Source organism: Streptomyces nodosus, from assembly GCF_008704995.1.
GTDB classification, from domain to species: Bacteria; Actinomycetota; Actinomycetes; order Streptomycetales; family Streptomycetaceae; genus Streptomyces; species Streptomyces nodosus.
Genome location: NZ_CP023747.1, coordinates 7,241,028 through 7,265,832, shown reverse-complemented (window position 1 = coordinate 7,265,832; position 24,805 = coordinate 7,241,028). Strand labels below are relative to the sequence as shown.

18 protein-coding genes and 1 pseudogene are annotated in these 24,805 nt (G+C 70.4%); 7 read left to right on the top strand and 12 right to left on the bottom strand.

What is annotated here, in order from left to right; genetic code table 11:
* Window positions 1–23: 23 nt before the first annotated feature.
* A pseudogene (locus tag CP978_RS32345) lies at window positions 24–488 on the top strand (VOC family protein); the annotation flags it as partial.
* A gap of 77 nt (window positions 489–565) precedes the next feature.
* Here CP978_RS32345 and CP978_RS32340 read toward each other — a convergent pair.
* On the bottom strand, window positions 566–1,435 hold the full coding sequence (locus CP978_RS32340; RefSeq protein WP_043450088.1) for a recombinase family protein: 870 nt from the start codon (window positions 1,433–1,435) through the stop codon (window positions 566–568).
* A gap of 161 nt (window positions 1,436–1,596) precedes the next feature.
* Window positions 1,597–2,244 (bottom strand): TetR/AcrR family transcriptional regulator, encoded by a 648-nt coding sequence (locus tag CP978_RS32335; protein ID WP_043446905.1) that lies wholly within the window; start codon window positions 2,242–2,244, stop codon window positions 1,597–1,599.
* A gap of 153 nt (window positions 2,245–2,397) precedes the next feature.
* Here CP978_RS32335 and abc-f point away from each other — a divergent pair, with 153 nt between their 5' ends.
* The 3 genes from abc-f (at window position 2,398) to CP978_RS32320 (ending at window position 6,143) form a co-directional block, all read left to right on the top strand.
* Entirely contained in the window at window positions 2,398–4,017 is a 1,620-nt protein-coding gene (abc-f, locus tag CP978_RS32330; protein ID WP_063839095.1) for a ribosomal protection-like ABC-F family protein, read from the top strand.
* A 46-nt stretch (window positions 4,018–4,063) separates the two neighbouring features.
* Complete coding sequence (locus CP978_RS32325) at window positions 4,064–4,756, top strand: CatB-related O-acetyltransferase (protein WP_052454423.1); 693 nt, start codon at window positions 4,064–4,066, stop codon at window positions 4,754–4,756.
* 85 nt (window positions 4,757–4,841) lie between these two features.
* Window positions 4,842–6,143, top strand: coding sequence for an erythromycin esterase family protein (locus CP978_RS32320; protein WP_043446903.1), 1,302 nt, complete (start codon window positions 4,842–4,844; stop codon window positions 6,141–6,143).
* 205 nt (window positions 6,144–6,348) lie between these two features.
* Here CP978_RS32320 and CP978_RS32315 read toward each other — a convergent pair whose 3' ends face one another.
* The 7 genes from CP978_RS32315 to CP978_RS32285 form a co-directional block, all read right to left on the bottom strand.
* On the bottom strand, window positions 6,349–9,336 hold the full coding sequence (locus CP978_RS32315) for a Tn3 family transposase (RefSeq protein WP_043446902.1): 2,988 nt from the start codon (window positions 9,334–9,336) through the stop codon (window positions 6,349–6,351).
* A 251-nt stretch (window positions 9,337–9,587) separates the two neighbouring features.
* The gene (locus tag CP978_RS32310) at window positions 9,588–9,854 is read right to left on the bottom strand and encodes a hypothetical protein (protein ID WP_043446901.1); all 267 of its coding nucleotides are present in this window, start codon (window positions 9,852–9,854) and stop codon (window positions 9,588–9,590) included.
* A gap of 164 nt (window positions 9,855–10,018) precedes the next feature.
* Entirely contained in the window at window positions 10,019–12,028 is a 2,010-nt protein-coding gene (locus CP978_RS32305; RefSeq protein WP_043446900.1) for an elongation factor G, read from the bottom strand.
* Window positions 12,029–12,159: 131 nt separating this feature from the next.
* Window positions 12,160–14,610, bottom strand: a complete 2,451-nt coding sequence (locus CP978_RS32300; RefSeq protein WP_043446899.1) for a SpoIIE family protein phosphatase — start codon at window positions 14,608–14,610, stop codon at window positions 12,160–12,162.
* Between the two features lie 346 nt (window positions 14,611–14,956).
* The gene (locus CP978_RS32295) at window positions 14,957–16,234 is read right to left on the bottom strand and encodes a S1 family peptidase (RefSeq protein WP_052454422.1); all 1,278 of its coding nucleotides are present in this window, start codon (window positions 16,232–16,234) and stop codon (window positions 14,957–14,959) included.
* Window positions 16,235–16,454: 220 nt separating this feature from the next.
* Complete coding sequence (locus CP978_RS32290) at window positions 16,455–17,984, bottom strand: glycoside hydrolase family 43 protein (protein ID WP_043446897.1); 1,530 nt, start codon at window positions 17,982–17,984, stop codon at window positions 16,455–16,457.
* 224 nt (window positions 17,985–18,208) lie between these two features.
* A complete protein-coding gene (locus CP978_RS32285) occupies window positions 18,209–18,691 on the bottom strand; it encodes a VOC family protein (RefSeq protein ID WP_043446896.1) in 483 nt (160 codons plus the stop codon).
* A 254-nt stretch (window positions 18,692–18,945) separates the two neighbouring features.
* Between CP978_RS32285 and CP978_RS32280 the strand changes: the two genes are divergently transcribed.
* Together CP978_RS32280 and CP978_RS32275 are read left to right on the top strand one after the other, a co-directional pair.
* Complete coding sequence (locus CP978_RS32280; RefSeq protein WP_043446894.1) at window positions 18,946–19,584, top strand: ATP-dependent Clp protease proteolytic subunit; 639 nt, start codon at window positions 18,946–18,948, stop codon at window positions 19,582–19,584.
* A gap of 1 nt (window position 19,585) precedes the next feature.
* A complete protein-coding gene (locus CP978_RS32275) occupies window positions 19,586–20,188 on the top strand; it encodes a ClpP family protease (RefSeq protein ID WP_043446892.1) in 603 nt (200 codons plus the stop codon).
* 157 nt (window positions 20,189–20,345) lie between these two features.
* Here CP978_RS32275 and CP978_RS32270 read toward each other — a convergent pair whose 3' ends face one another.
* Together CP978_RS32270 and CP978_RS32265 are read right to left on the bottom strand one after the other, a co-directional pair.
* Window positions 20,346–20,786, bottom strand: coding sequence for a helix-turn-helix domain-containing protein (locus CP978_RS32270; RefSeq protein ID WP_043446891.1), 441 nt, complete (start codon window positions 20,784–20,786; stop codon window positions 20,346–20,348).
* Window positions 20,787–20,872: 86 nt separating this feature from the next.
* The gene (locus CP978_RS32265; protein ID WP_043446889.1) at window positions 20,873–21,283 is read right to left on the bottom strand and encodes a hypothetical protein; all 411 of its coding nucleotides are present in this window, start codon (window positions 21,281–21,283) and stop codon (window positions 20,873–20,875) included.
* Window positions 21,284–21,710: 427 nt separating this feature from the next.
* On the opposite strand from CP978_RS32265, the gene CP978_RS32260 reads away from it, so the two are divergent.
* Window positions 21,711–22,100: a nuclear transport factor 2 family protein gene (locus tag CP978_RS32260; RefSeq protein ID WP_043446887.1), complete on the top strand. Its 390-nt coding sequence runs from the start codon at window positions 21,711–21,713 to the stop codon at window positions 22,098–22,100.
* 93 nt (window positions 22,101–22,193) lie between these two features.
* Here CP978_RS32260 and CP978_RS32255 read toward each other — a convergent pair whose 3' ends face one another.
* Window positions 22,194–24,692 carry an ATP-dependent Clp protease ATP-binding subunit gene (locus CP978_RS32255; protein ID WP_043446884.1) on the bottom strand — a complete coding sequence of 833 codons (2,499 nt, stop codon included), beginning with the start codon at window positions 24,690–24,692 and terminating at the stop codon, window positions 22,194–22,196.
* Between the last annotated feature and the right edge of the window lie 113 nt (window positions 24,693–24,805).

Genomic DNA, 24,805 nt, shown 5'->3' with positions numbered 1-24,805 from the left:
GCACACACAGAGTTTCCGAGACGCTCTATGTCACCACCGACCCCGACGGGCACGAGCACGCGCTCTACTGGGAGAGCGAGCACTACCGGGCCCCCGACGCTCTCAGACCCGCGCTGAAGAACCAGCCGCAGGCCAAGCCCGACCGGGGCGTGGGCGTGCGCCGCCTGGACCACATCAACTTCCTGGCCTCCGATGTGCTCGCCAACGCCGAGTTCCAGCAACAGATGCTGGGCGCCCGGCCCACCGAGCAGATCCGGCTGGACAGCGGCAGGATCGCGGCCCGCTGGCTGACCTTCACCGACAAGTCCTACGACGTCGTCTACACCGAGGACTGGACGGGCTCCAGCGGTCGGCTGCACCACATCGCCTTCGCCACCGACACCCGCGAGGACATCCTGCGCGCCGCCGATCTCGCCATCGACACCGGCGTGTTCATCGAGACCGGACCCCACAAGCACGCCATCCAGCAGACGTTCTTCCTGTACGTCACGATTGTCAACAATTTTGTCCTCCATATTGGCCCTGGAGTCCTAGCTCAGACACCAGCCGCAAACTAGCCGGATGATCACGTGCTCGCCGCTGTGGCGGCCTGTTCGTCGTGCTCCCGCAGCATCCGCATGACGGTGGCAGGCGAGGGGTGCTGGCCCTTCTTCTTCCCGGTGGTGATGACGAGCCGGGCCGCGATGTCGCGCAGGCTCATTTCTTGGTCGCGCAGGTGGAGGGCCATGGACAGCATGTCGTCGTCGGTGACGCCAGCGCCGCCGATGGTCTTGCCGCGCTTACGGGCGGACTCGTGGCCTTCGAGGGTGCGGTCGCGGATGTACTCACGCTCCATCCCGGACATGGCCGCGAGCACCGTGAAGACGATGCCGGAGGGGTCGTGCGAGCCTTTCAGCTCACCGGTGAGGAACTCCAGGCCGACGTCGCTCGCCTTCAGCTCCTCGGCGAGCATGGCGAGTTCGATGCCGCGGCCGAGCCGTTTGTGTTCGCGGACGACGAGGGTCACGGCGACGCCGGAGGAGCGGATCTCCCCGGCGAGCTTCACGGCGGCCTCCAGCTCGGGGCGCTTGGTGGCGCGGGTGGAGATCTTCTCGGAGAAGACCCGGGTGACCCCGGCCTCGCCGAGCGAGTCGAGTTGTGCGTCGAGGGACTGCCGGGCGGTCGATGCGCGGGCGTAGCCGAGGCGGACGTGGCCGACCGGTTCGGCGCCGGCGCGCACGGGCCCGGGCAGTTCGGTCCACGCCGAGCCTGGCTTACGTACGGCGGGAGTCGGCACGCTCAGGGCCTTGGCGAGTTGGGGCACGAGGCGGAAGCGGGCTGTGTGGTACTGGATGGCCACCTTGCCTTTGCCGGTCTGGCACGGGGAGCCCGCCGGGGCGGCGCAGGTGGACATCGGGCAGTCGTGCGATTCCACGCGCTTGAAGTCGTCGCTCACGACCCCGGACTGTTTCATGAGGGTGTTTCAGGTGTCCAGTTGTTTGCAACAACTCATGAAACATGATCGCCGCAGGTGACCGACGTCCCGGCTGGGTGTTTCATGAGCGACCGCCTACGAAACGAACTACTGCAAGCAGTGCGGAGCCGGCGAAGTCTTGCTCAGACACTGCATGCTGATGGGGGCTCGGCGAAGGCGCCGGCGGCTGCGGCGAGGGCGGCGGTTCTGGCTGCATGGCCGGGCAGTTGCGGGTCGGATGTCGTGCGGAGGAGCACCAGTTGGTGGTACAGCGGTGCGGTGGCCGCGATGAGCAGTTGCCGGGCGTCAGTGTGCGGCGGTAGTTCGCCGTGCCGGACGGCCCGGCTGACGATGATTTCGCAGCGGGCGTACCGGTCCTCCCAGAGCCGCTGTTGGGCCTCGGCGGCTTTCTCGGAGCGGAACGAGGCGGCGATCAGTGCTGCCATGATCGGTGGCTGTGCAGTCAGGGCTGTGTGGATCTCCTGGTTCAGTGCTGCCAGGTCGCTTTCCAATGAGCCGGTGTCCGGTGGCTGCCAGTCGTCATCGGACGCCGCGTCGAGAACGTCGGCGAGCAGGCCGCCGACGTCCCCCCAGCGCCGGTACACCGTTGTGCGGTGCACGCCGGCGCGGGCGGCGACGGCGTCGGTGGTGAGCCCGTCATAACCGTGTTCGCCAAGTTCGGCGACGACTGCGTCGAGCACCTGCTGACGAATACGGGCGGTGCGACCCCCGGGTCGGCGGCGGGTCGGCGGCGGAGGGGTGGCTTCCGGTCCTGGGTCTGTGGGAGTCATCGCTGAATACCTTTGCTCGGGCGTCGTCGCTATGGCAAGATCTTAAAGCAGCAGTTGTCGCACTAGTGGAGTGATCGATGCTCTTCCGAAGCGTTCGCCCGGCCGCGCAACCCTCGACGGCCGCCTCGTTCTCGAATGCTTTGGAGTCTCTGCATGCCCACACAGTTCACTGCACTCGCCATCAGCAAGTCCTTCGACGGCAGGCTCGTTCTTGACTCGGTGACCTGCTCGCTCGCCGCGGGCGAGCGCACCGGGGTCATCGGTGAGAACGGATCGGGCAAGACAACCTTGCTGCGCCTGTTCGCCGGGCGTGAACGGCCCGACCAGGGCGAGGTGGTCGTCCAGGCCACCGGCGGGGTCGGCTACTTCGCCCAGGACGAGCAACTGGCGGCGCAGGCGACGGTCCAGCAGGTCATCGACCGGGGGCTGAGCGATCTGCGTGCGGTCGAGCAGCGAATGCGCCGTCTGGAGACCGCGATGGCCGACGGTGACGAGTCCGGCATGGCCGAATACGGCGAACTGCTCACGGTCTTCGAGGTGCGCGGCGGCTTCGACGCCGACGCCCGCGTGGAACGTGCCCTGTACGGACTGGGCCTGGGGCTGGTGGGCCGTGACCGTACGGTGGGCAGCTTGTCCGGCGGAGAACGGGTCAGGTTACGACTGGCGGCCTGCCTGGCGGCGGCGCCGGAGGTGCTACTGCTGGACGAGCCGACCAACCATCTCGACGACGGTGCCCTGAGCTGGCTGGAAGAGCACCTGCGCGCACGGCGGGGCACCACCGTGACGGTCTCCCACGACCGCGTCTTCCTCGAACGGGTTGCGACCAGCCTGTTGGAGGTGGACGGCGACACGCGTCGCGTGGTGCGGTACGGCAACGGCTACACCGGTTACCTCGCCGAGAAGGCGGCTGCCCGGCAGCGCTGGGCCCAGGCGTACGACCAGTGGCGGGCCGACATCGACCGGCTCCGCGAGGCAGCCGCGACCACCGCCCGCCAGGTGGCCCCCGGCCGTCCGATGAAGGACGGCAACAAGTTGGCCTACAACCGGGCAGGCGGCCGCGTGCAGCAATCGCTGGCCAGCCGGGTGCGCAACGCCGAGGAACGGCTGCGCCGCCTCCTTGCCGACCCGGTTCCGCCCCCGCCGGAGCCACTGCGCTTCACCCCCGTACTGCGGACCCGCCGCCTACAGGGCGTCGTACTCGACGCCGCCGACATCGCCGTCACGGATCGGCTTGCCCGTACCTGCCTGTCCGTCACGGCGGGCCAGCGCCTGCTGATCACAGGACCGAACGGAGCGGGCAAGAGCACCCTGCTGCGCGTCCTGGCCGGGGACATCACTCCCGACAGCGGAAGCGTCACCTGCCGCGGCAGGATCGGCTACCTCCCCCAAGAACCGCGGCCTGAGGAACCGGCCGAGACCGTGCTGGCCGCCTTCGCCCGTGGCCGGACAGGAGAGGCCGCCGGACACGCCGGACAACTACTGTCCCTCGGTCTGTTCGACCGCGAACAGCTCGCGGTGCCAGTCGGCCGGCTGTCCACCGGGCAGCTGCAGCGTCTGGCCCTGGCGCGATTACTCAGTGCGCCATCGGATGTCCTGTTGCTCGACGAACCTACCAACCATCTCTCGCCCGCCCTCGCCGAGGAGCTGGAAACCGCTCTGAGCGGGTACGACGGCACGCTCGTCATCGTCAGCCATGACCGCGGGCTGCGTCGGCACTGGCGGGGCGCCCATCTGGCCTTACAGGCGACAGATACGTCCGCCGCCACGTGCTGAGGTCCTCCGGCCCCGCAGACATCGCTCAGGAAGGATGAAATTCGTAATGCCGCCTGTTCCCGCCGACCCGACCGTGGTGCACCCGATGCCCGAGCAGCCGCGAGTGGTGCTGCTGAAACCGCTGATCACCTCGCCGCTGATAGAGGTCGGAGACTTCTCCTACTACGACGACCCCGATGACCCGACCGCCTTCGAGACCCGCAACGTGCTGTACCACTACGGGCCGGAAAAGCTGGTCATCGGCAAGTTCTGCGCACTGGGCGAGGGCGTGCGGTTCATCATGAACGGCGCCAACCACCGCATGGACGGCCCCTCCACGTTCCCCTTCCCGATCATGGGCGGTTCCTGGGCCGAACACTTCGACCTCATCACCGGCCTGCCCGGACGAGGCGACACCGCGGTGGGCCATGACGTCTGGTTCGGCTACCGGGCCACGGTGATGCCCGGCGTCCGCATCGGCCACGGAGCGATCATCGCCTCCGGCTCCGTCGTCGTCGACGACGTCCCCGACTACGGCATCGTCGGCGGCAACCCCGCCCGCCTCATCCGCCGCCGCTACAGCGAAACCGACATCAACCGCCTCCTCGCCCTGGCCTGGTGGGACTGGCCGCTCCAGCACATCACCGAACACATCCGCACGATCATGTCCGGCAGCATCGACGACCTGGAGAACGCGGCACCCGGGCACGTGGAAACCGAACATCTGGACCCAACAACCCCCAGCGCCACGGACCGTTGAACGAACCCGGCCCAGGACGACCTGCGCGGTAACCCGCCCCCTATCCACGATCCACCATTCCAGCACCGAGAATCGAGCTGTCAGCATGCCTGCTTCGCTCCACCACAACCCGATCGCCAACTGGCTTCGCACCCACGCCGTCCCCCTCGACCACCTCGATCCCGAGGCACCACTCGACGATCTGGAGCCGCTGCGCGCCATCATCGGCGACGCACGTGTCGTCGCGATCGGCGAAAGTTCCCACTTCATCAACGAGTTCGCAGCCATGCGAGAGCGCATCCTGCGGTTCCTGGCCGAGCGCTGCGGATTCACCGTCCTGGCCTTCGAGTACGGCTTCAGCGAAGGCTTCCCCCTTGACGCGTGGGCCCAGGGTGAAGGAACGGACGACGACCTGTCGGCGCACCTCGCCGGGACAATCCCCGTGGGAGTCGACGAGCCGCTGCGCTGGATACGCCGGCACAACCGAACCACCTCAACACCGGTGCGCTTCACAGGCATTGACATCCCGGCGGCCGGTGGGTCCTTGCTTCCCGCCCTGGCCCCGGTCGCCGACTACCTGCGCCGGATCGATCCCGAAACCCTGCCGGTCGTCCAGGAGGCGATACGGATCGCCGAATCGTTCGCCGGTGGCTCCGCGGCCGTCGCCGCGCCCGCGTGGGGACGTCTGGCCACCGCCGAACAGGACGCCCTCAGCGCGACCCTGACGCGCCTGCTCATCCGGTTCCGCTCCGTCGAACCGCTGTATGTCTCCCGCGGCGACCAGCACAGCTACGACATCGCCGTGCGCCGACTCGAAGGCGCCTGCCACGCCGACTACACCTTCCGCGCCATGGCCGACCTCTTCGCCGGCAAAGGGCTGACCGCCGACACCTCAGCCCGCGACGTCTACATGGCCGAGTCGGTCCTGTGGCACCTGGGACGCTTCGAACCCGGGACCCGCGTCGTGCTGGCGGCTCACAACGCCCACATCCAGAAGACACCGGTGGCCTTCAACGGTCACCTCACGGGACTCCCCATGGGACAGCACCTGCACCGCACGCTCGGCGATGACTACTTCGCCCTAGGCCTGGTGAGCACCACCGGACATACCGCGGACATGCCCCGCGACGAGAACACGCCCTTCGGCTTCACCATCGACGCCACCGCGCTGGAGCAGGCCGAACCGGGAAGCATCGAAGCCGCCTTCGCCGACGCCGAACTCGGGCTCAGCATCGCCGATCTCCACCAGGCACGCCGGCACGAGGCAGATCGAAACACCGACCTTGCCCCGGGCCCCGACCGCATCCGGATCCAAAGCGCCTACCTCCACACCCCCATCCTTGAGGCGTTCGACGCCATCCTCCACACCTCGACCTCCACCGTTGCCGACGACCTCAAAAACATGTGACAAGGGCCAATGGCCCGGGCGGTGAGGCCGAGCCAATACACCCGGACCCAGCGCCGGAACCATCCCTCACCGTCCCGGGTGCCGAGTCCGCCGCCGTCTGGTCGGCAGTCCTGGGGGTGCCCGGCGATGTGCTCACCGTGACCGGCCCACGGTGCCCGCCGCGCGGATTCGTTCATCTAGGGGTCGGTGAGGTCGGCGAAGTCCTTCATCGCATCTCCGTGCTCGATCGGTCGGCGGCCTCCGCCGGGGTTCGGGGGCGGGGCATGGTGGCCGGCCCCAGGTCGATGCGCTTGCTCATGTCCAGGCGGAAGGTGCCGTACGGGTTGACGTTCGACCAGAACAGCGCGGTCAGGCCGCGTCGGTCCTCGTCACTCAACTTCTTCGCCCACACCGGTTCGGCCAGGACCTGCTGCATAAGCAGGGTGTTGACGTGCACGAGCGCGGACTGGAGCAGGTGCAGGGCGAGCATCGACGTCTCAGCGTGCTCCTTGTCTGGGCCGGTCAGGGCGCCGTCCTTGCCGTAGTGGAGCACGGTGTTCGCGCTGTTCCAGTTCTCCACGACCTGGAGCCCGCCGTGGATCTCGCGGCGCAGGCCGGGACTGGCCAGGTAGTCGCAGGCGAAGATCGTGCGCACGGCGCGGCCGAGTTCTTCGAGGGCCTGGTAGGTGGGGTGCTTGGGGCCACCGCGGGTGAAGCGCCGCAGTACCTGCTCTGCCTCCGCTGTCCCGAGCCGGAGCACGGTCGCGTACTTCACCATCTGGTCGTACTGCTGCTCGATCAGCTCCCAGCGGATCGGCCGCGTCAGCGAGGCGCCGAGCGCGGGCCAGCCGGGCGGGGCGTCGTCCGGGCGGTACAGGCGGATGCTGCCGATATTCTTCAGCCTCGGCAGCAGGCGGAAGTTGAGCAGTTCGGTAAAGGCGAACCCGACGACGCTCGCACCGTGGGTGTCGACGTAGTTCGACTCGATCTCGGCGTCCGTGCAGTACCGCAGCAGGCCCTCGATCATCGCGGCGACCTCGGACGACGAACAGCTCTTGAGCTGGGAGAAGATGCAGACGTTCTTCCGCTCGACGTGCCAGTAGATCATCACGCCGTTGCCGCCGTAGCGGGCGTGGTACTCGGTCATGAAGTTCGAGGACCAGGACCCGAATTTCTTCGAGTCTGACGCGCACGCGGTGCCGCGGCCCCACCATGCCGTGTCTCGGGCGGCCAAGGTGGAGTTCACCAGCCTGGTGACGGCGGCCCGCAGGTTGTCGACCGTGATGAAGTGCCGCCGGACGTGCCGCAGCGCGGCCTCACTCTCGCCGTGCTCGCCGGTCGCCACGATCGCGCGGATGCCCATGTTCGTGCCCAGGGCAAAGAGGGCCAGCAACAGGCGGCGCTGGAGAACGTCACGCTCGATGCGCTCGTACGCGGCCACCGAGGAGAACTCCTCGGTGAATCCGGTGAGAAAGTCGGCGTTCTTCAGCACGTCCAGGAGGTCCAGGACGCCCCAGCGGCGTGCAACCTCGTCCTTGAGGTCCGCCAGGCCGGTGGGCTCGGCCAGCAGCTCCAGTTTCGGAACGGTGATCCACGGCTCGCCCTTGCGAATGGTGACCTTCACCCCACCCGCGCTGCCGTCCGCGAGCGAGGCGGAGAACCGGTCCAGGCCCGCGGTCATGCGCTTCTTCAGGTCCGCGATGAACGCCCTTGGGTTCAGCGGCTGACGGATCGCGGCGTAGTGCACAGCGCGGGTGGCCTCGAAGTCGCCGGGCAGGTCGTCCTCAGGGTTTCGCCAGCGGGCGGCACCCCCGATGTAGATCTCGCGGCGGCGAACCGCGTCCCACAGCGCGACCAGGACGCACAGCTCGTAGGGGATTCGCTCGACCTTGCCCTTGTCGTCGACGACCGCCTCGCGCCATTCCTTGCGCACCACACCGTCCATGGGTGCCTCATCGCCGACGTCGTAGAAGCGGGTCTTGCCGTCGATGTCGGCGTACTTCTTCAGCAGCTTCATCGCGTCCATCACCGGCCGGTAGGCGGTGTTGTTGCAGTGGAAGCCCAGCGTATTCAGCAGCGGCGGCAGCATCTGCCGGTAGTACGAGCTGTACGACGACCGGAGCGTGGTGCGGACCTTGGCCTTGAAAACCTTCTCGTTCGCCTTTGCCTCGGCCACCAGCTCGCGCAGCGTCTTCTCCCCGACCACCGGGAACAGGGCCCGGCGGACGACCTCGTCGGGCTTGTCGACGGCAGCTGTCGCCAGCTTGAAGGGGATGCCCTCCTTGCCGCGGACTTTCTTCAACTCGGCGGTAAGCTGCCTCTCCACCCGCCGCTCGGCACGAGCGTTGATCTTGTGGACCAGAGCGACCAGCAGGTCAACCAGAGCGTCCGTGATCTCTGCCTGACGGGACGAGCACAGCGCCGCGAGCAGGGTGATCCGTACGTCCTCGCTCGTGTCGCGGAAGTCCGAGGGGTACATCTTGATCGCCCGCGCCCGCCAAGCGGCTACCAGCTTCTCCGAGCAGTCCGCGAACAGCCCGTCAGGCAGCCCGAGCATGCGCACGTCGTTAAGCTTGGTGATCTCCGTCAGGAGGGAGTCCAGGCCGACCGCGCCCGGGTCGCGCTTGAGCGTGGCCAGCAGGGCGGTACCCGCCTCGTTGTCCTCGGCCACCAGGGACAGCAGCCGAGCCGTGCCCGCCTCGCCCAGGCGGCCGATCGTGCGGACGCAGAACGTCTTCTCCCACCTGCCCCGCGCCGCGGCGAGTACCTTCTCGACCCGGGTCCGGCCCGGCGGCTCGATCTTCCGGGCCCGGCACTCCACCAGCAGAGCCTCGCGCTGCCGGTCCTCCACCAGCTCCACCGGACAGACCTCCACAGCCAGCCACTCGGTCAGCGACTTCTCGTCCGCGACCGTCGACGGCCGAAACCCCAGGGCCTCACGGATCTGCTTGCGGTGGTACTCGGCAGTCCGGCCGACCAACGTGTACTTCACGAAGTCGGTGGCCGGGACCTTCACCAGAACGGCGACGTACTCCACCGCGGCCGGCGGGACCTCATCCAGCACATCGGGGAACCGGCCCGCCAGCTCGAAGAACTTCAGCAACAGGCTGAAGCCCAGCCGGGTCGCCCCGCTCTTGTTCGCCACCAGGTCCCAGTCGCCGTCTACCAACGTCCAGTTCGCCAACAGCTCCTCTGGCGACCATCTTTGCCGCACGCCCGCCCCTTTGGCCTCGATCACTCCATCAGACCAACGACGGCGCCCAGGACCCGGAAACGGGGCGAGTCCGGCTACCCGCGACCTACTTTGCGGCTGGTGTCTGAGCTAGGACACCGGGGCCATATTGCCCGCACTTGAGCCCGATCCCGTCCCTGGTCCGTCCCCGGTCCGTCCTGGGTCCGTCCCCGGGCACGACAAGGCCCCCGGCGTTCCCGCCGGGGGCCCAGGGCGTCGTCGCGCCGGATGTACTACGGCAGCAACCCCGTGGCGGGGGCGGCCAGGTCGGTGGCGCGGTGCAACTCGTTGAGGCCCTCGAGTTGCCGGGAGGGCCGCGGAATCTCGTCCTTGTGCTGCGCCGGGATGTCGCTGCGGGCCAGTGAGTCGAGCACGGTGACCGGGTTCGCGCTCCCCGGGTCCGCGGTTCCGGCGGGGGCCGCGGCGGCCATCGGAGCGGCCAGACCCGTGACGCCGACGGCGAGACCGACCGCGGCGACGATACGTCGTGTTGAGATCATGCCCTCAGCAACGGCACCGGGCCCCGGGCGGTCACGGGACGACGTCCGTCCTCACCCGGGAGGCGCACAGGACCCCGCGCCCGACGGGCCGCGGTGTGCCGGGAGCGGGAGCCGCACGTGCGTGGTCCGGACCGCACCCGGCGCCGACGGATGCCCCCCTCCGGTCAGTTCACCTCCGCCGCCTGCCCCGGCATCCTCCGCAGCACCCGCATCAGATAGGTCTCGCGGTCGAGCGGGTCGTGGTCGGTGCGCGGGCGGTCCGGCGGCGCACCGACCGTCACCGCCGCATAGTGGTCGAACTCCGACTCCCACTCGCCCTCGCCATGGGTCGGTCCGGGCAGCGACTGCTCCAGGGCGTGCACCTGGGCCGCCGGCACCCGGCCCGTCAGGACACAGGCATCGCCGAGCAGTTCCGTGGTCCCCGGCACGGCACGCCGCCGGGCGAGCACCGGCAGCAGCGCGCCGAGCGTGTCCGCCGGGGCCCGGACCCGGAAGCGGTGCATCGGCTCGAACACCTGGGTGCCGGCGCACTGCAGCGCGCTCATCACGACCAGGGGGGTCAGGCCCCGGAAGTCCGCTCCGGTGCTGGACATGCTCTTGTCGAAGCCCTGGTGGGCATGGCTCTGGCGCGGGGAGTAGCCGGAGTGCGTCATGGTGACCGTGCAGTCGGTGACCTGCCAGCCGTGCAGGCCCTGCGTCAGGGTCTCGGTCACCGTGTCCTCGACGGCCTTGAAGAAGGCGTACGGCATCGAGCCGAGTTCGACCTCCAGGCGGAACTCCACGCCCGATCCGACCGGAGCCGGATCGATGCGCAGGCCGACGGTGGCGAGGAAGGGGTTGGGGTCCTTCTTGTTGAACTCGACGGCCGCGCCGGTGCCGACGGGCCGTTCGACGCACAGCGGTGTCGTCTCCCGGAAGGTGACCTCGAGGCCGTACTCCTCGGCGAGGGTCGTCTGGAGGACCTCCTTCTGCACCTCGCCGTAGAGGGAGACGGAGATCTCCTGGCGGATCTCGTCCTGCCGCAGACCGATCAGCGGGTCCTGCTCCGCCAGTTGGGTCAGCGCGAGATGCAGGGCTCCCCGCTCTCGCGCGCGGGCGGGCACGACGACCGTCTCCAGGGTGGGCGGGGCGAAGTGGTGCTGTGTCCCGTCCGCCCGGGGCGGGTCGCCGAAGCAGTCGCCGATGCGGATGTCCGCAAGCCCCCAGAGCTTGCCGATCCGGCCGGCCGTCACGGGTGCCTCACGGATGTCGGCGCCCCCGTCGAAGACCCCGGTCGCGGTGACCTTGCCCTCCCTGCCGTCGTGGAGCAGCAGCCGGTCACGGTTCCGTACGGTCCCGGAGAACACCCGCGCATAGGCGATCTTCTCGCCCGCGGCGCCCCGTTCGACCTTGAAGACCGTGCCGGAGACCGGCCCTTCGGGGTCGCCCTCGGCGGCCGGCAGCAGTTCCTTGATGCCTTCCACCAGCTCCGGGACGCCCGCGCCGGTGATCGCCGAGCCGAAGAACACCGGGTGGACCCGGGCGCGCCGGGTCTGCTCCACCAGGGCGGCGCGCAGCCGTTCGTACGACACCGTGTCCTGGACATAGGTGGTCAGCAGGGCCTCGTCGTGTTCGGCGAGCGCATCGAGCAACTGCCCTTCGAACCCGGGGTCCTGGGCGCCGTGGGGCCGTACCCCGGCGTCCTGTGTGCCGAGGCCGTGCGGGCGGACCATGGGGACGACCGCGCCGGTCAGCCGGGTGGCCAACGCCCGGAGCGTACGGTCGTGGTGGGCGCCACGGCGGTCGATCTTGTTGACGAAGACCAGCGTGGGAATCCGCAGCCGCCGCAGGGTCCGCATCAGGATGCGCGTCTGGGCCTGGACGCCCTCCACCGCCGAGACGACGAGCACCGCGCCGTCGAGCACGCTCAGCACCCGCTCCACCTCGGCGATGAAGTCGGGGTGTCCCGGAGTGTCGATCAGATTGACGGTGATGTCGTCCAGCGCGAACGAGACCACGGCGGACTTGATGGTGATGCCGCGCCGCCGCTCCAGCGCGAGGGAATCGGTCCGGGTGCTGCCGTCGTCGACGCTGCCGATCTCGTCGATGACTCCGGCCGTGTGCAGAAGCCGCTCGGTGAGGCTCGTCTTACCGGCGTCCACATGGGCCAGGATTCCCAGGTTCAGTGTGTGCACGAAGCGTCATGTCCTTCGGAAGGGGGGTGGTGTGTGCCTGGGTGGACATGAACGCTGTGCGCATTGCGGCTCCTCGGTCCTGACGACGGGTCAGAAGCAGTGCAGCAGGAGTCCCTCGTCGAGGCAACGGATTAACCGCCGGCCTGCGGTTCCCCCTCCAGGGCGATGTCCGCCCACACCTGCTTGCCGCCGCCGACCGGCAGGGCCCCCCAGGTCGCCGACACGGCCTCGACGAGCAGGATGCCGCGGCCCCCCGTGGCCTCCCAGCCGATACTGGTCGGCTTGACCGGTGTGCGGGGCGAGGCGTCGGCGACCGCGATACGCAGCCGCTGGTGGAAGAGGGCGAGGTCGAGACGGACCTGGCCGTCGGTGTGCACCAGGGCGTTGGTGACCAGCTCGGACACGACCAGCAGGATCGTGTCGCGTTCCTCCGACACGCCCCAGACACGCAGGGCACGCAGGGTGAAGCGGCGGGCGTGCCGCACCGCTTCGGGCACCCGCCACACCGTCCAGCTCTCGCGCCGCGGGCGTACCGCCATACCGTCGTAGCGCATCAGCAGCAGCGCCACGTCGTCGCTGCGGTTGGCGCCGGCGAGCAGGGCGTCCGCGACCGTACCGAGGTGGCCGGGGTCGGCGGCGGACAGTTCGCCGGACAGACGCGCCAGACCGTCCTCGATGTCGAGGTCGGCTGACTCGACCAGTCCGTCGGTGGTCAGGGCGAGGACCGTGCCGGGCCTCAGCGCCAGTGGGCTCATCGGGAAGTCGGCCTGGGTGAGGACGCCGAGCGGCGGTCCGCCCTCCGACTCGGGGATCTCGGTGCTGCCGTCCGGGTGGCGCAGCACCGGCGGGAGGTGTCCGGCGCGCACGCTCCACGCGGTGCCCTCCTCCATGTCGACATCGACATAGCAGCAGGTGGCGAAGAGGTCGGACTCCATCTCCACCAGCAGCCGGTTGGCGTGCGAGACGACCACGTCCGGGGGGTGTCCCTCGGCGGCGTAGGCGCGCAGGGCCGTACGCATCTGGCCCATCAGGGTGGCGGCGCCGGCGTTGTGGCCCTGGACGTCGCCGATGACGAAGGCGACATGGTTGTCGGGCAGCGGGATCACGTCGTACCAGTCGCCGCCGAGTTCCAGGCCCGCGGTGGTGGGCAGATAGCGCGCGACGGCTTCCCCACCGGGCAGCCGGGGCAGCCGGCGCGGCAGCAGGGCGCGCTGGAGCATGCTGATGAGTTCATGCTCGGCGTCGAAGGCGTGGGCGCGTACCAGTGCCTGTCCGGCGAGGCCGGCCACGGCGGTGAGCAGGGCGCGTTCGTCGGGTCCGAAGTCGTGCGGGTCGTCCCAGCCGATCAGACAGACGCCGGCCACGCTGCCCCCGGCGGGCAGCGGCAGTACGGCGAGGCCACCGGGGCCGACCTCCGCGAGCGCGGGTTCCAGGTCGGCGCCGACGGACCAGATCGCGGCGCGGCCCTCGCGCAGTGCGGCGGCGAGGGTCGGCATGGCGCGTACGGGCGCGTCGGGCCACTCCGAGCGCCACTCGCTCCGCCACAGCTGGGGCCAGGCCTCCGGTTCGGGCGGGTCCAGGACGGTGACGACCAGCCGGTCCGACTCCAGCTCGGCGAGGGCGACCCGGTCGGCCCCCAGCGGGGTGCGCAGTGCGGCGACCACGGCCCCGCCCACGTCGCGGACGGTGCCCGCGGTGGCGAGGGCCGCGGCGAGTCGCTGGATCCGGGTGACATCGCTGACGGCGGGGCGCAGCTTGGAGGCGTCCGCGACCGTGCCGACCAGCCGGGCCGGGCGGCCGTCCCCGGCGGGCAGCAGACGCCCCCGCAGCCGCAGCCACTTCGGCTCGCCGGAGGGCTGGAGGATACGGAACTCCAGCTCCCGCTCACCGATGGACCGGTGGCCGGCCTCGACCACGGACATCAGGGAGGGCAGGTCCTCCGGCACGGTGCGGGCCAGCAGGGTCTCCACCCGGCCGTCGAAGCCGTGCCGTTCCACACCGAACAGGTCCAGCGTCTCGTCGTCGACGTCGATCCGGCCGCTGCCCACGGCGAGGCTGAAGGAGCTTCCGGGCGGCCGACCGGTGCCGCCCCTGGCCGGGGCCGGTCGGGCCACGGCCCCGGCCAGGAGCCGGAGACAGGAGCGTTGTTCGTCGTCGAAGCCGTCCGGGCCGTCGCCGACGGCGACCAGACAGCCACCGGCGCCCAGCGGCACGGCGGCCAGGGAGAAGTCCCTGACGGGCAGGCGGTGCGCATCGGCGCGGGCGCCGAGGTCCCGGGCGGTGAGCCAGAGAGGCTGTCCGGTGCGGTGGGCGTCCGCGACGGGGCTCGCACCTGGGAGGGGGTAGGACTCCCGCAGCCCGTACAGCGTTCGCGGCACACCGGCCGAATCGACGAGGGACAGCGTGTCGGCGGCCCCGTCCGGCGTATAGGCGGCGGTGAGGGCCGCTCCGGCGAAGACCAGCCCCTGTTCGAGTACGCGGCGCAGGCGTTCACCTGGTTCGAGGTCCGCGACCAGGGCCTTCAGGGCAAGTTCGGCACGGAGCGTCCTCGACCCGCGCGCCGCAGCGCCCTCACTGCCCACCCTGCAATTACAGCGCTTCCCCGTCGCCGGCGCAGCCCCCTCGGACATGACGGACCGTTCGTGTCGGTCGGGTGGCACGCGGTACGAACCATGTCGACCGGTGCCCTGACCGTGTTCAGGGGAGCGACGGGGCGCCCCGTGCGCCCGCGGGTGCCGTCCGACGATCACCCGAACGGGTCGTCCGCCCCCGCCGATCCGCCACGCGGAGACGGGCCCTTCGCACCGGGTGGCGGGGCGGGCGTCGTACGGGGTGCCCACCCTGCAGGCGGGGGGATGCAGAACGCCCGCCCGGGGGACGAGTGTTGACGGCCCGGGCGGGCGTACTGCTGCCGTTACGGCGTCCCGGTCAGCGGTGCGATCCCGCTCCGCCGTGGTGCGACCGACCGTGCCGGTCGTCGGCCATGGCGGACTGGTCCGCCGTACCGCCCGCCGGGGCACCGGGGTCGGCGCCCTGCTGGGCGGAGCCGGCGGCGGTGCCGCTCTCGCCGAGGGTCGCACCGGTCGCCTGGAGGGCGGTGGTCACCGGCTGGAAGAAGGTCTCGCCGCCCCGGGTGCAGTCGCCGCTGCCGCCCGAGGTCAGACCGACCGCGCCGCCGTCCTTGGTGAACAGGGAACCGCCGCTGTCGCCGGGCTCGGCGCAGACATTGGTCCGGATGAGCCCGGTGACGGTGTCGACGCCGGACGGGCTCGTGTCGCTCTGGAAGTTGACGGTGGCGTTGAGGCCGGTGACGGTGCCGTCGTGCAGACCGGTGGTGCTGCCCATCCGGAAGACCTGCTGGCCCACCACCGCCTCCGCGGCCCGGTTGATGGGCACGATCTGCCCGTTGCCGGCGTCGACCTCGCTCGGCGCCTGGGTGGCGGGGTCGTCATAGGTGACCAGCGAGAAGTCGCCCCGGCCGGGGAAGGTGGCCTGGTCGACGGTGGCGATGGGGCTTCCGGCCTGGGAGTCGGACCACTGCCGGGCGGCGACACCGCAGTGTCCGGCGGTCAGGAAGGCGGGACTGCCGTCGCTCGCGGTGACGTTGAAGCCGAGGGAGCAGCGGACGCCGCCCCCGTTCACCTGGGAGAAGATGGCGTCGCCGCCCGAGGCGAAGGTCTTGAAGGTCCCGGTGGACTTCTTGAGGGTCGCCACCCCGGAGCCCAGGTTGTCGACCGTCGACTCCAGGAAGTTCCACCGGGAGCCGGTGACGGTGCGGTCGGCGATGACCTCGATCTCGTTGGTCCGGGGGTCGACGGACCACGCGGTGCCGGGGATCGCCGCCCGGGTCCGGAGCGTGCTGGCGGCCATCTCGAGGGTGGCGGTGCTGTTCTGCACCTGATGCGGGACCGCGCCCGCCTTTCTGACGGCCTCGACGGCCTTGCTGTCGTCGCCCACCACATTGACGACCATCTGCTGCTTGTCGGCGTTGTAGTACGAGCCTGCGAACGCGTCCCCCAGCTGGGAGGCCAGCTTGTCGGCACGGTCCGGTACATCGGCCGCCTTGAGCGTGCTCGGGGTGAAGTCGCCGGACGCGTCCGTCTGGGACGCGTTGGCGTTGGGCAGCAGCAGGGCCGCGGCTCCCACCGCCACCACGCTTCCCGCCGCTATCGCGGTCTTGCGCTTGGGCAGGCGTTTGTGACTCAACTCTGGACCTCCTGGACGAGGGTGCGTTGTCCTCGGCGGCTGCCGACTGGGGGCGCCTGGACGTCTGTTGATACGCACGCGTCACGGGAGGTGTTCAACCGTGATGGAAACTGGTTGAGCCGGCGTGTGTGAAGGTGGGAAATGAGGGGAACGAAAGGCGTCTGCCGCGGTTCCGTGGAAAAGTCCCCGGTGCGCGGCGCGCCCCCGCCCCCACCCGCTCTCAGTCCTGGGAGCCGGCCATGGGCTCGTAGTCGAACCAGTCGAAGGCCACGCGGCCCCGGGTGGCGTACATGCCGATCACCCGGCCGGTGAAGCCGGTGGCGACCTGGGTGGACAGATAGCGGCCGTCGAGTTCCGCCAGGCGCACGGGGGCCGGTCCGCCGAGGGAGAAGGTGATGGTGTCCGGTCCGCCGGCCCGGACACCGAGCCCTTCGCCCGGCGCGCTCTCGGCGCCGGTGACGGTGGGCGGCAGTACGCCGGTCGTACGGATCTCGACGGTCACGGTGACCTCGCCCGGCGGCACCTGCCGACGTGCCACGCACTGGCTCAGCGGGCCGATGCGGGCGAGCACGCTCACCGTGCCCTCGCCGACCTCGATGTCGTAGTGGTGGGCCTCGTCGATGCGCACGGAGAGACCGCCCCGGCCCGTGCCGGGGTCCATGCGGGCCTCCGCCCGGCAGTCGGGGTGCTGCTGCCGGCGGCCGAGGAGGGTGTGCCCGGGGCGGTCGAGCGTGTCCCCGGTCGCGGTCAGAATCAGCCACCCCGGCCGTTCCTTCAGCGACCAGGAGCCGTCCGGCCTGCGCCGCGGGGAGATCCAGTGGGGCGCCAGGTCCCCGGTGTCGAACTCCTCCCGTACCGGCGGCGGTTCGACGGGATGCCAGGCCGCCGGCGCCGGGTGGCGCTCGCGTACCGGCCCCACCCGGGGCCATCCGTCCACCCACTCCACCGGGGTCAGAAACGTCTCACGGCCCAGTACATGGAACTCGGGGAAGTACCCACGGGGCCGGGTGCCGAGCAGCAGCATCCACCAGGTGCCGTCGGGCGCCGACACCAGGTCGGCGTGGCCGGTGCTCTGGATCGGCAGGTCGGTGCTGCGGTGGGAGAGGATCGGATTGACCGGGGCCGGCTCATAGGGTCCGCGCGGGGAGCGGGCGCGGGCGATCGACACACTGTGCCCGTGCGCGGTGCCGCCCTCGGCCAGCATCAGATACCACCAGGCACCGATGCGGTACAGATGCGGCGCCTCGGGGTACTGCAGTCCCGTACCGGACCAGACGGGCAGCGGGCCTTCCAGGACCTCACCGGTCGCCGGGTCGATGCGGGCCACCTGGACGCCGGAGACGGCGCACCAGCAGGAGCCGTCGTCGTCCCAGGCGAGGTCGGGGTCGATGCCGGGCAGATCGACCTGGACCGGGTCCGACCAGGGGCCCTCGGGGCGTTCACCGGTGACGATGATGTTGCCTTCGCCGCCCACCTTGGTGGTGATCATGTAGAAGCGGCCGTCGTGATGGCGGAGCGTGGGCGCGTAGACGCCGTCCGAGGCGGGCAGGTCGTCCGGCAGGTCCAGCTGCTCGGTCCTGTCCAGCACATTGCCGATCTGCCGCCAGTGGACCAGGTCGCGGCTGTGGAAGAGCGGGACCCCGGGAAAGTACTCGAAGCTGGAGCACACCAGGTAGTAGTCGTCGCCGACCCGGCAGACGCTGGGATCGGGATGGAAGCCGCCGATCACGGGGTTGGTGTACGTCCGCATGGGCGGCAGTCCTTTCCGGGTCCGCGTCGGGACACGAAGGTCTCCGGATCGAAAGTTTCGACCCGGAGCCCGAACCTTACGGACCGGAACTCTAGGCGGCGCGCCGGGACGGCGACAAGACCCGGCGGAGGCCCCTTCGACGCCTGGCCGATCCCTGCCGGGTGCCGGTGCCGGACCACGGCCGGTCGACCCCGACAGGGCGGACCGGCCGTGACTCCGCGCCGCTACTCCCCCGCGTACGCCTGCTCCAGGGCGGCGATGTCGAGCCGGCCCATGGCGAGCATCGCCCCTACGGCGCGGGCCGCCTTCTCGCGGTCCGGGTCGTCGAGCATCTCGATGAGCCTCTTCGGGACCACCTGCCAGGACACCCCGTACCGGTCCTTGAGCCAGCCGCAGGCGCCCGGCTCTCCGCCGCCCTCGGTGAGGGCGGTCCAGTAGTGGTCGACCTCCTCCTGGTCGTCGCAGTGGATCTGGAAGGAGACCGACTCGTTGAAGGTGAACTTCGGGCCGCCGTTCAGCGCGACAAAGCGCTGGCCGTTCGCCACGAAGTCGACGGTGATCACCGCCCCGGCGGGGACCGGCCCGGCCTCCGTGGAGCGGGCGATCCGCCCTATGGCGGAGTTCTTGAAGATCGAGACATAGTGCCGGGCGGCCTCCTCCGCCCGGCCGTCGAACCAGAGGCAGGTGGTGAATCCGTCGGTGACCATGAAAAACCTCCTGGAGCGCGGTACCCGGATCACCTGTACCGACTACCGCTCTCCCCGAAACTCATCGCTCACGGCCGGGAGCCACCCCGACGACCTGTACGAGCGACTCGACCGCACCCGCCGGCCCGAGGAGCTGCCGGGCGCGGGGGCGCTCTGCCCGTGGCGAATCTGCCGCGGGCAGAGAAATCGCCTCCGGGGACCGTCCGAGGTCAAGAGTGGAGCCGACGGCATCCGGGCCACGACAAGGAGGACCGATGGCTCCACTCACCACGCTCTCGCCCCACGCCCAGGAGGGCGAGACACCACCCAGTCGCTTCGACGACCACCTCGCCGCCGGGCTGCTCGCCCAGCGCATCGTCTTTCTGGGCACCCAGGTCGACGAGGTCTCGGCGAACCGGGTGTGCGCGCAGTTGCTGCTGCTGTCGGCCGAGGACCCGCGCACGGACATCGGGCTGTACATCAACAGCCCGGGCGGTTCCGTCACCGCGGGGCTCGCGATCTACGACACGATGCGGCTCATCCCCAATGACGTGTCGACGCTGGCGATGGGTTTCGCCGCCAGCATGGGCCAGTTCCTGCTCACCGTGGGGGCGCCCGGAAAGCGGTTCGCGCTGCCGAACGCACGGATCATGATGCACCAGCCGTCGGCGGGCATCGGCGGCACCACGGCCGACATCGCGATCCAGGCGGAGAACCTGGAGTTCACCAAGAGGACCATCGAGCGGATCACCGCCGAGCACACCGGGCAGGACGAGGTGACCATCGCGCGGGACGGGGACCGTGACCGCTGGTTCACCGCCGAACAGGCCAAGGAGTACGGGATGGTGGACCGGGTTCTGGAGTCGCTCGCCGATGTCCGCCCGGCCGCCTCGCGCCGACGGATGGGGTTGTGACATGGGTTCGTACCCGGTTCCCTATGTCGTCGAGCGGACCGCTCAGGGCGAACGGTCGTACGACGTCTTCAGCCGGCTGCTCAACGAGCGGATCGTCTTTCTCGGCACCGAGATCGACGACGGCGTCGCCAATGTCGTCATCGCGCAGCTCCTGCATCTGGAGTCGTCGAACCCGGAGCAGGAGATCTCGATCTACATCAACTCGCCCGGCGGATCGTTCACCTCACTGATGGTGATCTACGACACCATGACGTTCGTACAGGCACCCGTCTCCACGTTCTGCGTGGGACAGGCCGCTTCCACGGCGGCGGTGCTGCTGGCCGGCGGGGACCCGGGGCGGCGGTTCGTGCTCCGGCACGCCCGGGTGCTGCTCGGGCAGCCGGCCAGTGCCGGGCGACAGGGCACGGTCTCGGACCTCAGTCTCCAGGCCAAGGAGATGCTCCGGATCCGCGCCCAGGTCGAGGAGGTCCTCTCCCGGCACACCCGTCACGAGGTGGCGACCCTGCGGGCCGACATGGACCGCGACAAGGTGTTCTCCGCCGAGGAGGCCGTGGCCTACGGTCTCGCCGACGAGGTGCTGAACCGACGGCTCGCCTTCGCCTGACGGCGGCTCCGGGCGCGCAGGAGCCTGATCCCGGCCATGCGGGTGGCCGGCGCGCGGCTCCCGGCACGGCTGCCGAAAGCCCGCGCCCGGCGCGCCCGCGGAATGCCGGCGCCCGGCCCCGGTGTACGGGCCGGGGCCGGATTCCGCCGACGGACCGTCAGGCGGCCAGGCACAGGCCGTTGCGGCGGGCCGTCGGCGACGTGTGGGGGCGTCCGACCGGCGTACGGACGGGCCGGGTGCGGGTGGGCCGCGCCAACTCGTCCTGGGCGAGCGAGAGCAGGTCCGCGAGGCCGAGCCCGAGGGCTCTGGCGGCGGCCGCGAGGACCTCCGACGACGCCTCCTTGCGGCCGCGCTCCAGCTCGGACAGATACGGCATCGAGATCCGGGCCGTCTCGGCGACGTCCTTCAAGGTGCGTTCCTGTGCGAGGCGTTCACGCCGCAGCACCTCACCGACGAGGTCGCGCCACAGGGGCTCCCTGGGCGCGGAAGGCCCGGGCGCCTGCTGCCGAGGGGGCCGGGACGCCTCCTCGGTGCGGGGCGGCGCGGTGTGCGGGCGCAACGGAATGACGCGGGCTTCATCGGGCGCATGAGTACTCACCGCTCCAGCCTAGGGACCGGGGGAGCCACGGGAAGGGCACGGAGTTCCGCCCTGGGTGAATACCACCGTGGCACGCGCACCCACCCCTAGGCGGCCGGGGTGGAGAGCGCCGGGACGAACCGCTGCATGCGTACGGCGTCCACGGACTCGGCGAGCAGTTCGTACTCCGTGGTCTCGTCGCTGATGGCGATGCGGACCAGTCTGCCCGCGGCCAGTTCGTCGGCCGCCTCCTCCTGCCGGTCGGTGTCGCCGCACCAGGCACGGAGCACTCCGGGCACATCGGGGACGGTCTCGGCGACGGGGGCGATGGAGTTCGGTGGGAAGAGGGGGTTGCCGGGCTGCGGGTCGAGCCGTTCGGCGATCCAGGAGGCGCGGTCCCGCATCCACCACAGCGCGAGGGCGAGGGTGGGGGCCCGATAGGTGCCCAGGGGAACACCGATGCGCCGGCCGCCGCATACGCCGTATGCCGTCACATGGCAAAGGAATTCGTCGTGCACGATCGTCCCCCAGTGCGGTGCTCGGTGCCGGGTCGGCCCGTGATGCCTTGCATGCGCTCACTGTGCACGTGGGCGACCGGGACACGGCGCGTGGTGACGCTTCTCGATCGTGGCCTCATCACCCTCACATCGAGTATCGCCACCCCTGACCCTCTGTCACCACGCGATTTCAGCCAGTCTCCAGGCACGTTCGCCCCCGCACATGGCCGAAACGGGACGATCCCACCCACCGGGCCCTCGCTTAGAGCTCCGAACAAAAGTGGGGCCCGGCGGGCGGCGCCCACTTTTGTTCGGAGCTCTTACCCGGGAGGTAATCGACGAGGCAGAAGGCCGCCGGGCAGGGTGGCACCTGTCGGTCCCGAGGCGCACCGTTCCTAGGAACCGGCCCTTGACCAGCACATACGACCTCGATGGAGGCTGATCCGCCATGTCCGCAGACACCAACCGCCATGAGTCCGCCGTCGCCCGTTACTTCGAGGCGTGGAACGCGGGTGACCCCCAGGCACTGACCAAGGCGGTCGCCGCGGCCTGGGCCCCGGACGGACGCTACACCGACCCGCTGGCCGACGCCCGCGGCCCCGAGGAGATCGCCGCCGTGATCGCGGGGGCGCACCAGCAGTTCCCGGGGTTCTCCTTCCGTCTGTCGGGCGCGGTGGACGGGCACCACGACACCGCCCGCTTCGGCTGGGAACTGGTCAGCGAGGCGGACGGCTCGGCCCCGGTGGCCGGCTTCGACGTGATCGTGCTGGCCGACGACGGCCGCATCCGCAGCGTCCACGGCTTCCTCGACCGTGTCCCGGCGGGAGCGGCGGACTGAACACCCTGAGGCATCGCCCCGGAACACCGGACCGGCCGGGTCCGTGCCCTACGGGGAGACCGGGCCCGGCCGGGGGCCGTCGTCCGCCGTGCGTCAGGTCTCCGGCGCGGCGGAGGGCGGCGCCGGTTCCGTCGCCTCCGGTGCCGGCCTGGGCTTGAGGCGCAGGGCGAGTTCGTCGTCCACGACATCGGCGATGACCGTGTCACCCGGGTCGAGCGTGCCGTCCAGCAGCATGTTGGACAGCCGGTTGTCGAGTTCGGTCTGGATGGTGCGGCGCAGCGGCCGGGCGCCGAACTCCGGCTGGTAGCCACGGTCGGCCAGCCACTCCTCGGCCGCCTCGGTGACCTCCAGCCCGATCTGCTGGGCGCGCAGCCGGCGCCGGGTGCCCTCGAGCAGCAGGTCGACGATCTGCACCAGGTCCTGGCGACTCAGCGAGTGGAAGACGATGACCTCGTCGATCCGGTTGAGGAACTCGGGGCGGAAGTGGGCCTGGAGCTCGGCCGTCAGATCGTCCCTGATCTCCTCGATGTCGCCCTGGTGGTCCAGGATGTGCTTCGAGGCGATGTTGCTGGTCATGATGACGACGGTGTTGCGGAAATCGACCGTGCGTCCCTTGGCGTCGGTGAGCCGTCCGTCGTCCAGGACCTGCAACAGCAGGTTGAACACATCCCGGTGGGCCTTCTCCACCTCGTCGAACAGCACGACGCTGTACGGCTTGCGGCGCACCGCCTCGGTGAGCTGACCGGCCTCCTCGTAGCCGACATAGCCGGGCGGGGAGCCGATCAGCCGGGAGACGGTGTGCTTCTCCTGGAACTCGCTCATGTCGAAGCGGACCATGCGGTCGGGGTCCCCGAAGAGCAGTTCCGCGAGCGCCTTGGCGAGTTCCGTCTTGCCGACGCCGGTGGGGCCGAGGAAGAGGAAGCTGCCGGTGGGCCGGTCCGGGTCGCCCATGCCGGCCCGGCCGCGCCGTACCGCCTGGGCGACCGCGGTGACCGCCTGGTCCTGGCCGATGACCCGCTGGTGCAGCAGGTCCTCCAGCTTCAGCAGCCGCTCGCGTTCGGTCTCGGTCAGCTGGGAGACCGGAATGCCGGTGCGTGCGGAGAGCACCTGGGCGATGTCGTCCACGGTGACGGTCGGGGTCGGTACGCCGCCCTCGCCGAGCCCTCCGAGCCGCTCCTCCAACTCGCGGATCTTCTCCTTGAGTTCGCCGGCCCGCAGGAAGTCCTCGGTGCTGACCGCCTCGTCCTTCTCCCGCTTCAGCCGCTTGAGGTCGTCCTCCAGTTCCTCGGTCTCGGTGGACTCGCCCACGCTGCGCAGTCCCACCCGGGCGCCGGACTGGTCCATGAGGTCGATGGCCTTGTCGGGCAGGAACCGGTCGCTGATGTAGCGGTCGGAGAGCGCCGCCGCGGCGTCCAGCGCCTCGTCCGTGTAGCGCACCTGGTGGTGGGCCTCGTACGAGTCGCGCAGCCCGCGCAGGATCTCGACCGTCTCCTCGACGGAGGGCTCGGGCACCATGACCGGCTGGAAGCGGCGTTCGAGCGCGGCGTCCTTCTCGATGTGCTTGCGGTACTCGTCGATGGTGGTGGCGCCGACCACGCTCAGATCGCCGCGGGCCAGCGCGGGCTTGAGAATGTTGCCGGCGTCCATGGAGCCCTCGCCCGTGGCGCCCGCGCCGACGACCTGGTGCAGTTCGTCGACGAAGAGGATGATCCCCTTCTTGGCCTCGGTGACCTCGTCGATGACCTTCTTCAGCCGTTCCTCGAACTGGCCCCGGTACTGGGATCCGGCGACCAGACCTGCCATGTCGAGGGCCACCACGCGGCGGTCCCGCAGCGCCTTGGGCACTTCCCCGGCGACGATGCGCTGCGCCAGTCCCTCCACGATCGCGGTCTTGCCCACGCCGGGGTCGCCGATGAGCACGGGGTTGTTCTTGGTGCGGCGGGACAGCACTTCCACGGTCTGTTCGATCTCGGCGGCCCGGCCGACCACCGGGTCCAGCCGCCCGCCGCGCGCCTCGTCGGTGAGGTCGCGCCCGTACTCGTCGAGGGTCGGGGTGTCGGGATGTCCGGCCGCCGCCCGCCCTTCCCGTCCGGCGCCGCCCAGCGCGCCAGGGGAGGCGCCCTCGGCCCTGAGCGTCCGGGCCAGCGGGGAGCGCGGGTCGTCGAGAAGCGCGGCGATGATGTGCTCCGGACCGATGTAGGAGGCACCGGTCGCCTGGGAGCGGGCATGGGCGGCGAGCAGCGCGCGCTTGGCGGCCGGGGTGAGCGCGGGCTCCCCGGTGCCGGTCCCGGAGGGCAGCGCCTCCCGCAGATCGGCGGCGAGCCGGTCGGGATCCGCGCCGGCCTGCTCCAGCACCTGGCGCGCGGCCGGCACCTGGGTGGCGGCCCACAGCAGATGCACCGCGTCGAGATCGGAGCCGTCCTCGGCGGCCCGTGCGCCGGCGGCGGCGAGCAGTTCGTGCGCGGAGTCGCTGAGCAGACGTCCGATGGGCACGCGCTGCACGGCCGGCGGCGAGGTCGCCGGGCTCATCCCGAAGAACCGGTCGAACAGTTCGGAGAAGGGGTCGCCTGACCCGAAGGGTGAGATCGTCACGGTTGACCACCCGTCCGGCGGCGACACACGGACGTATCACCCGCCGTAGTCGATTTGCCCGTACTCCGCCAGTCTTGGCCAGGTCGTGCCGCGTCACAACCGCTACGCCCCGC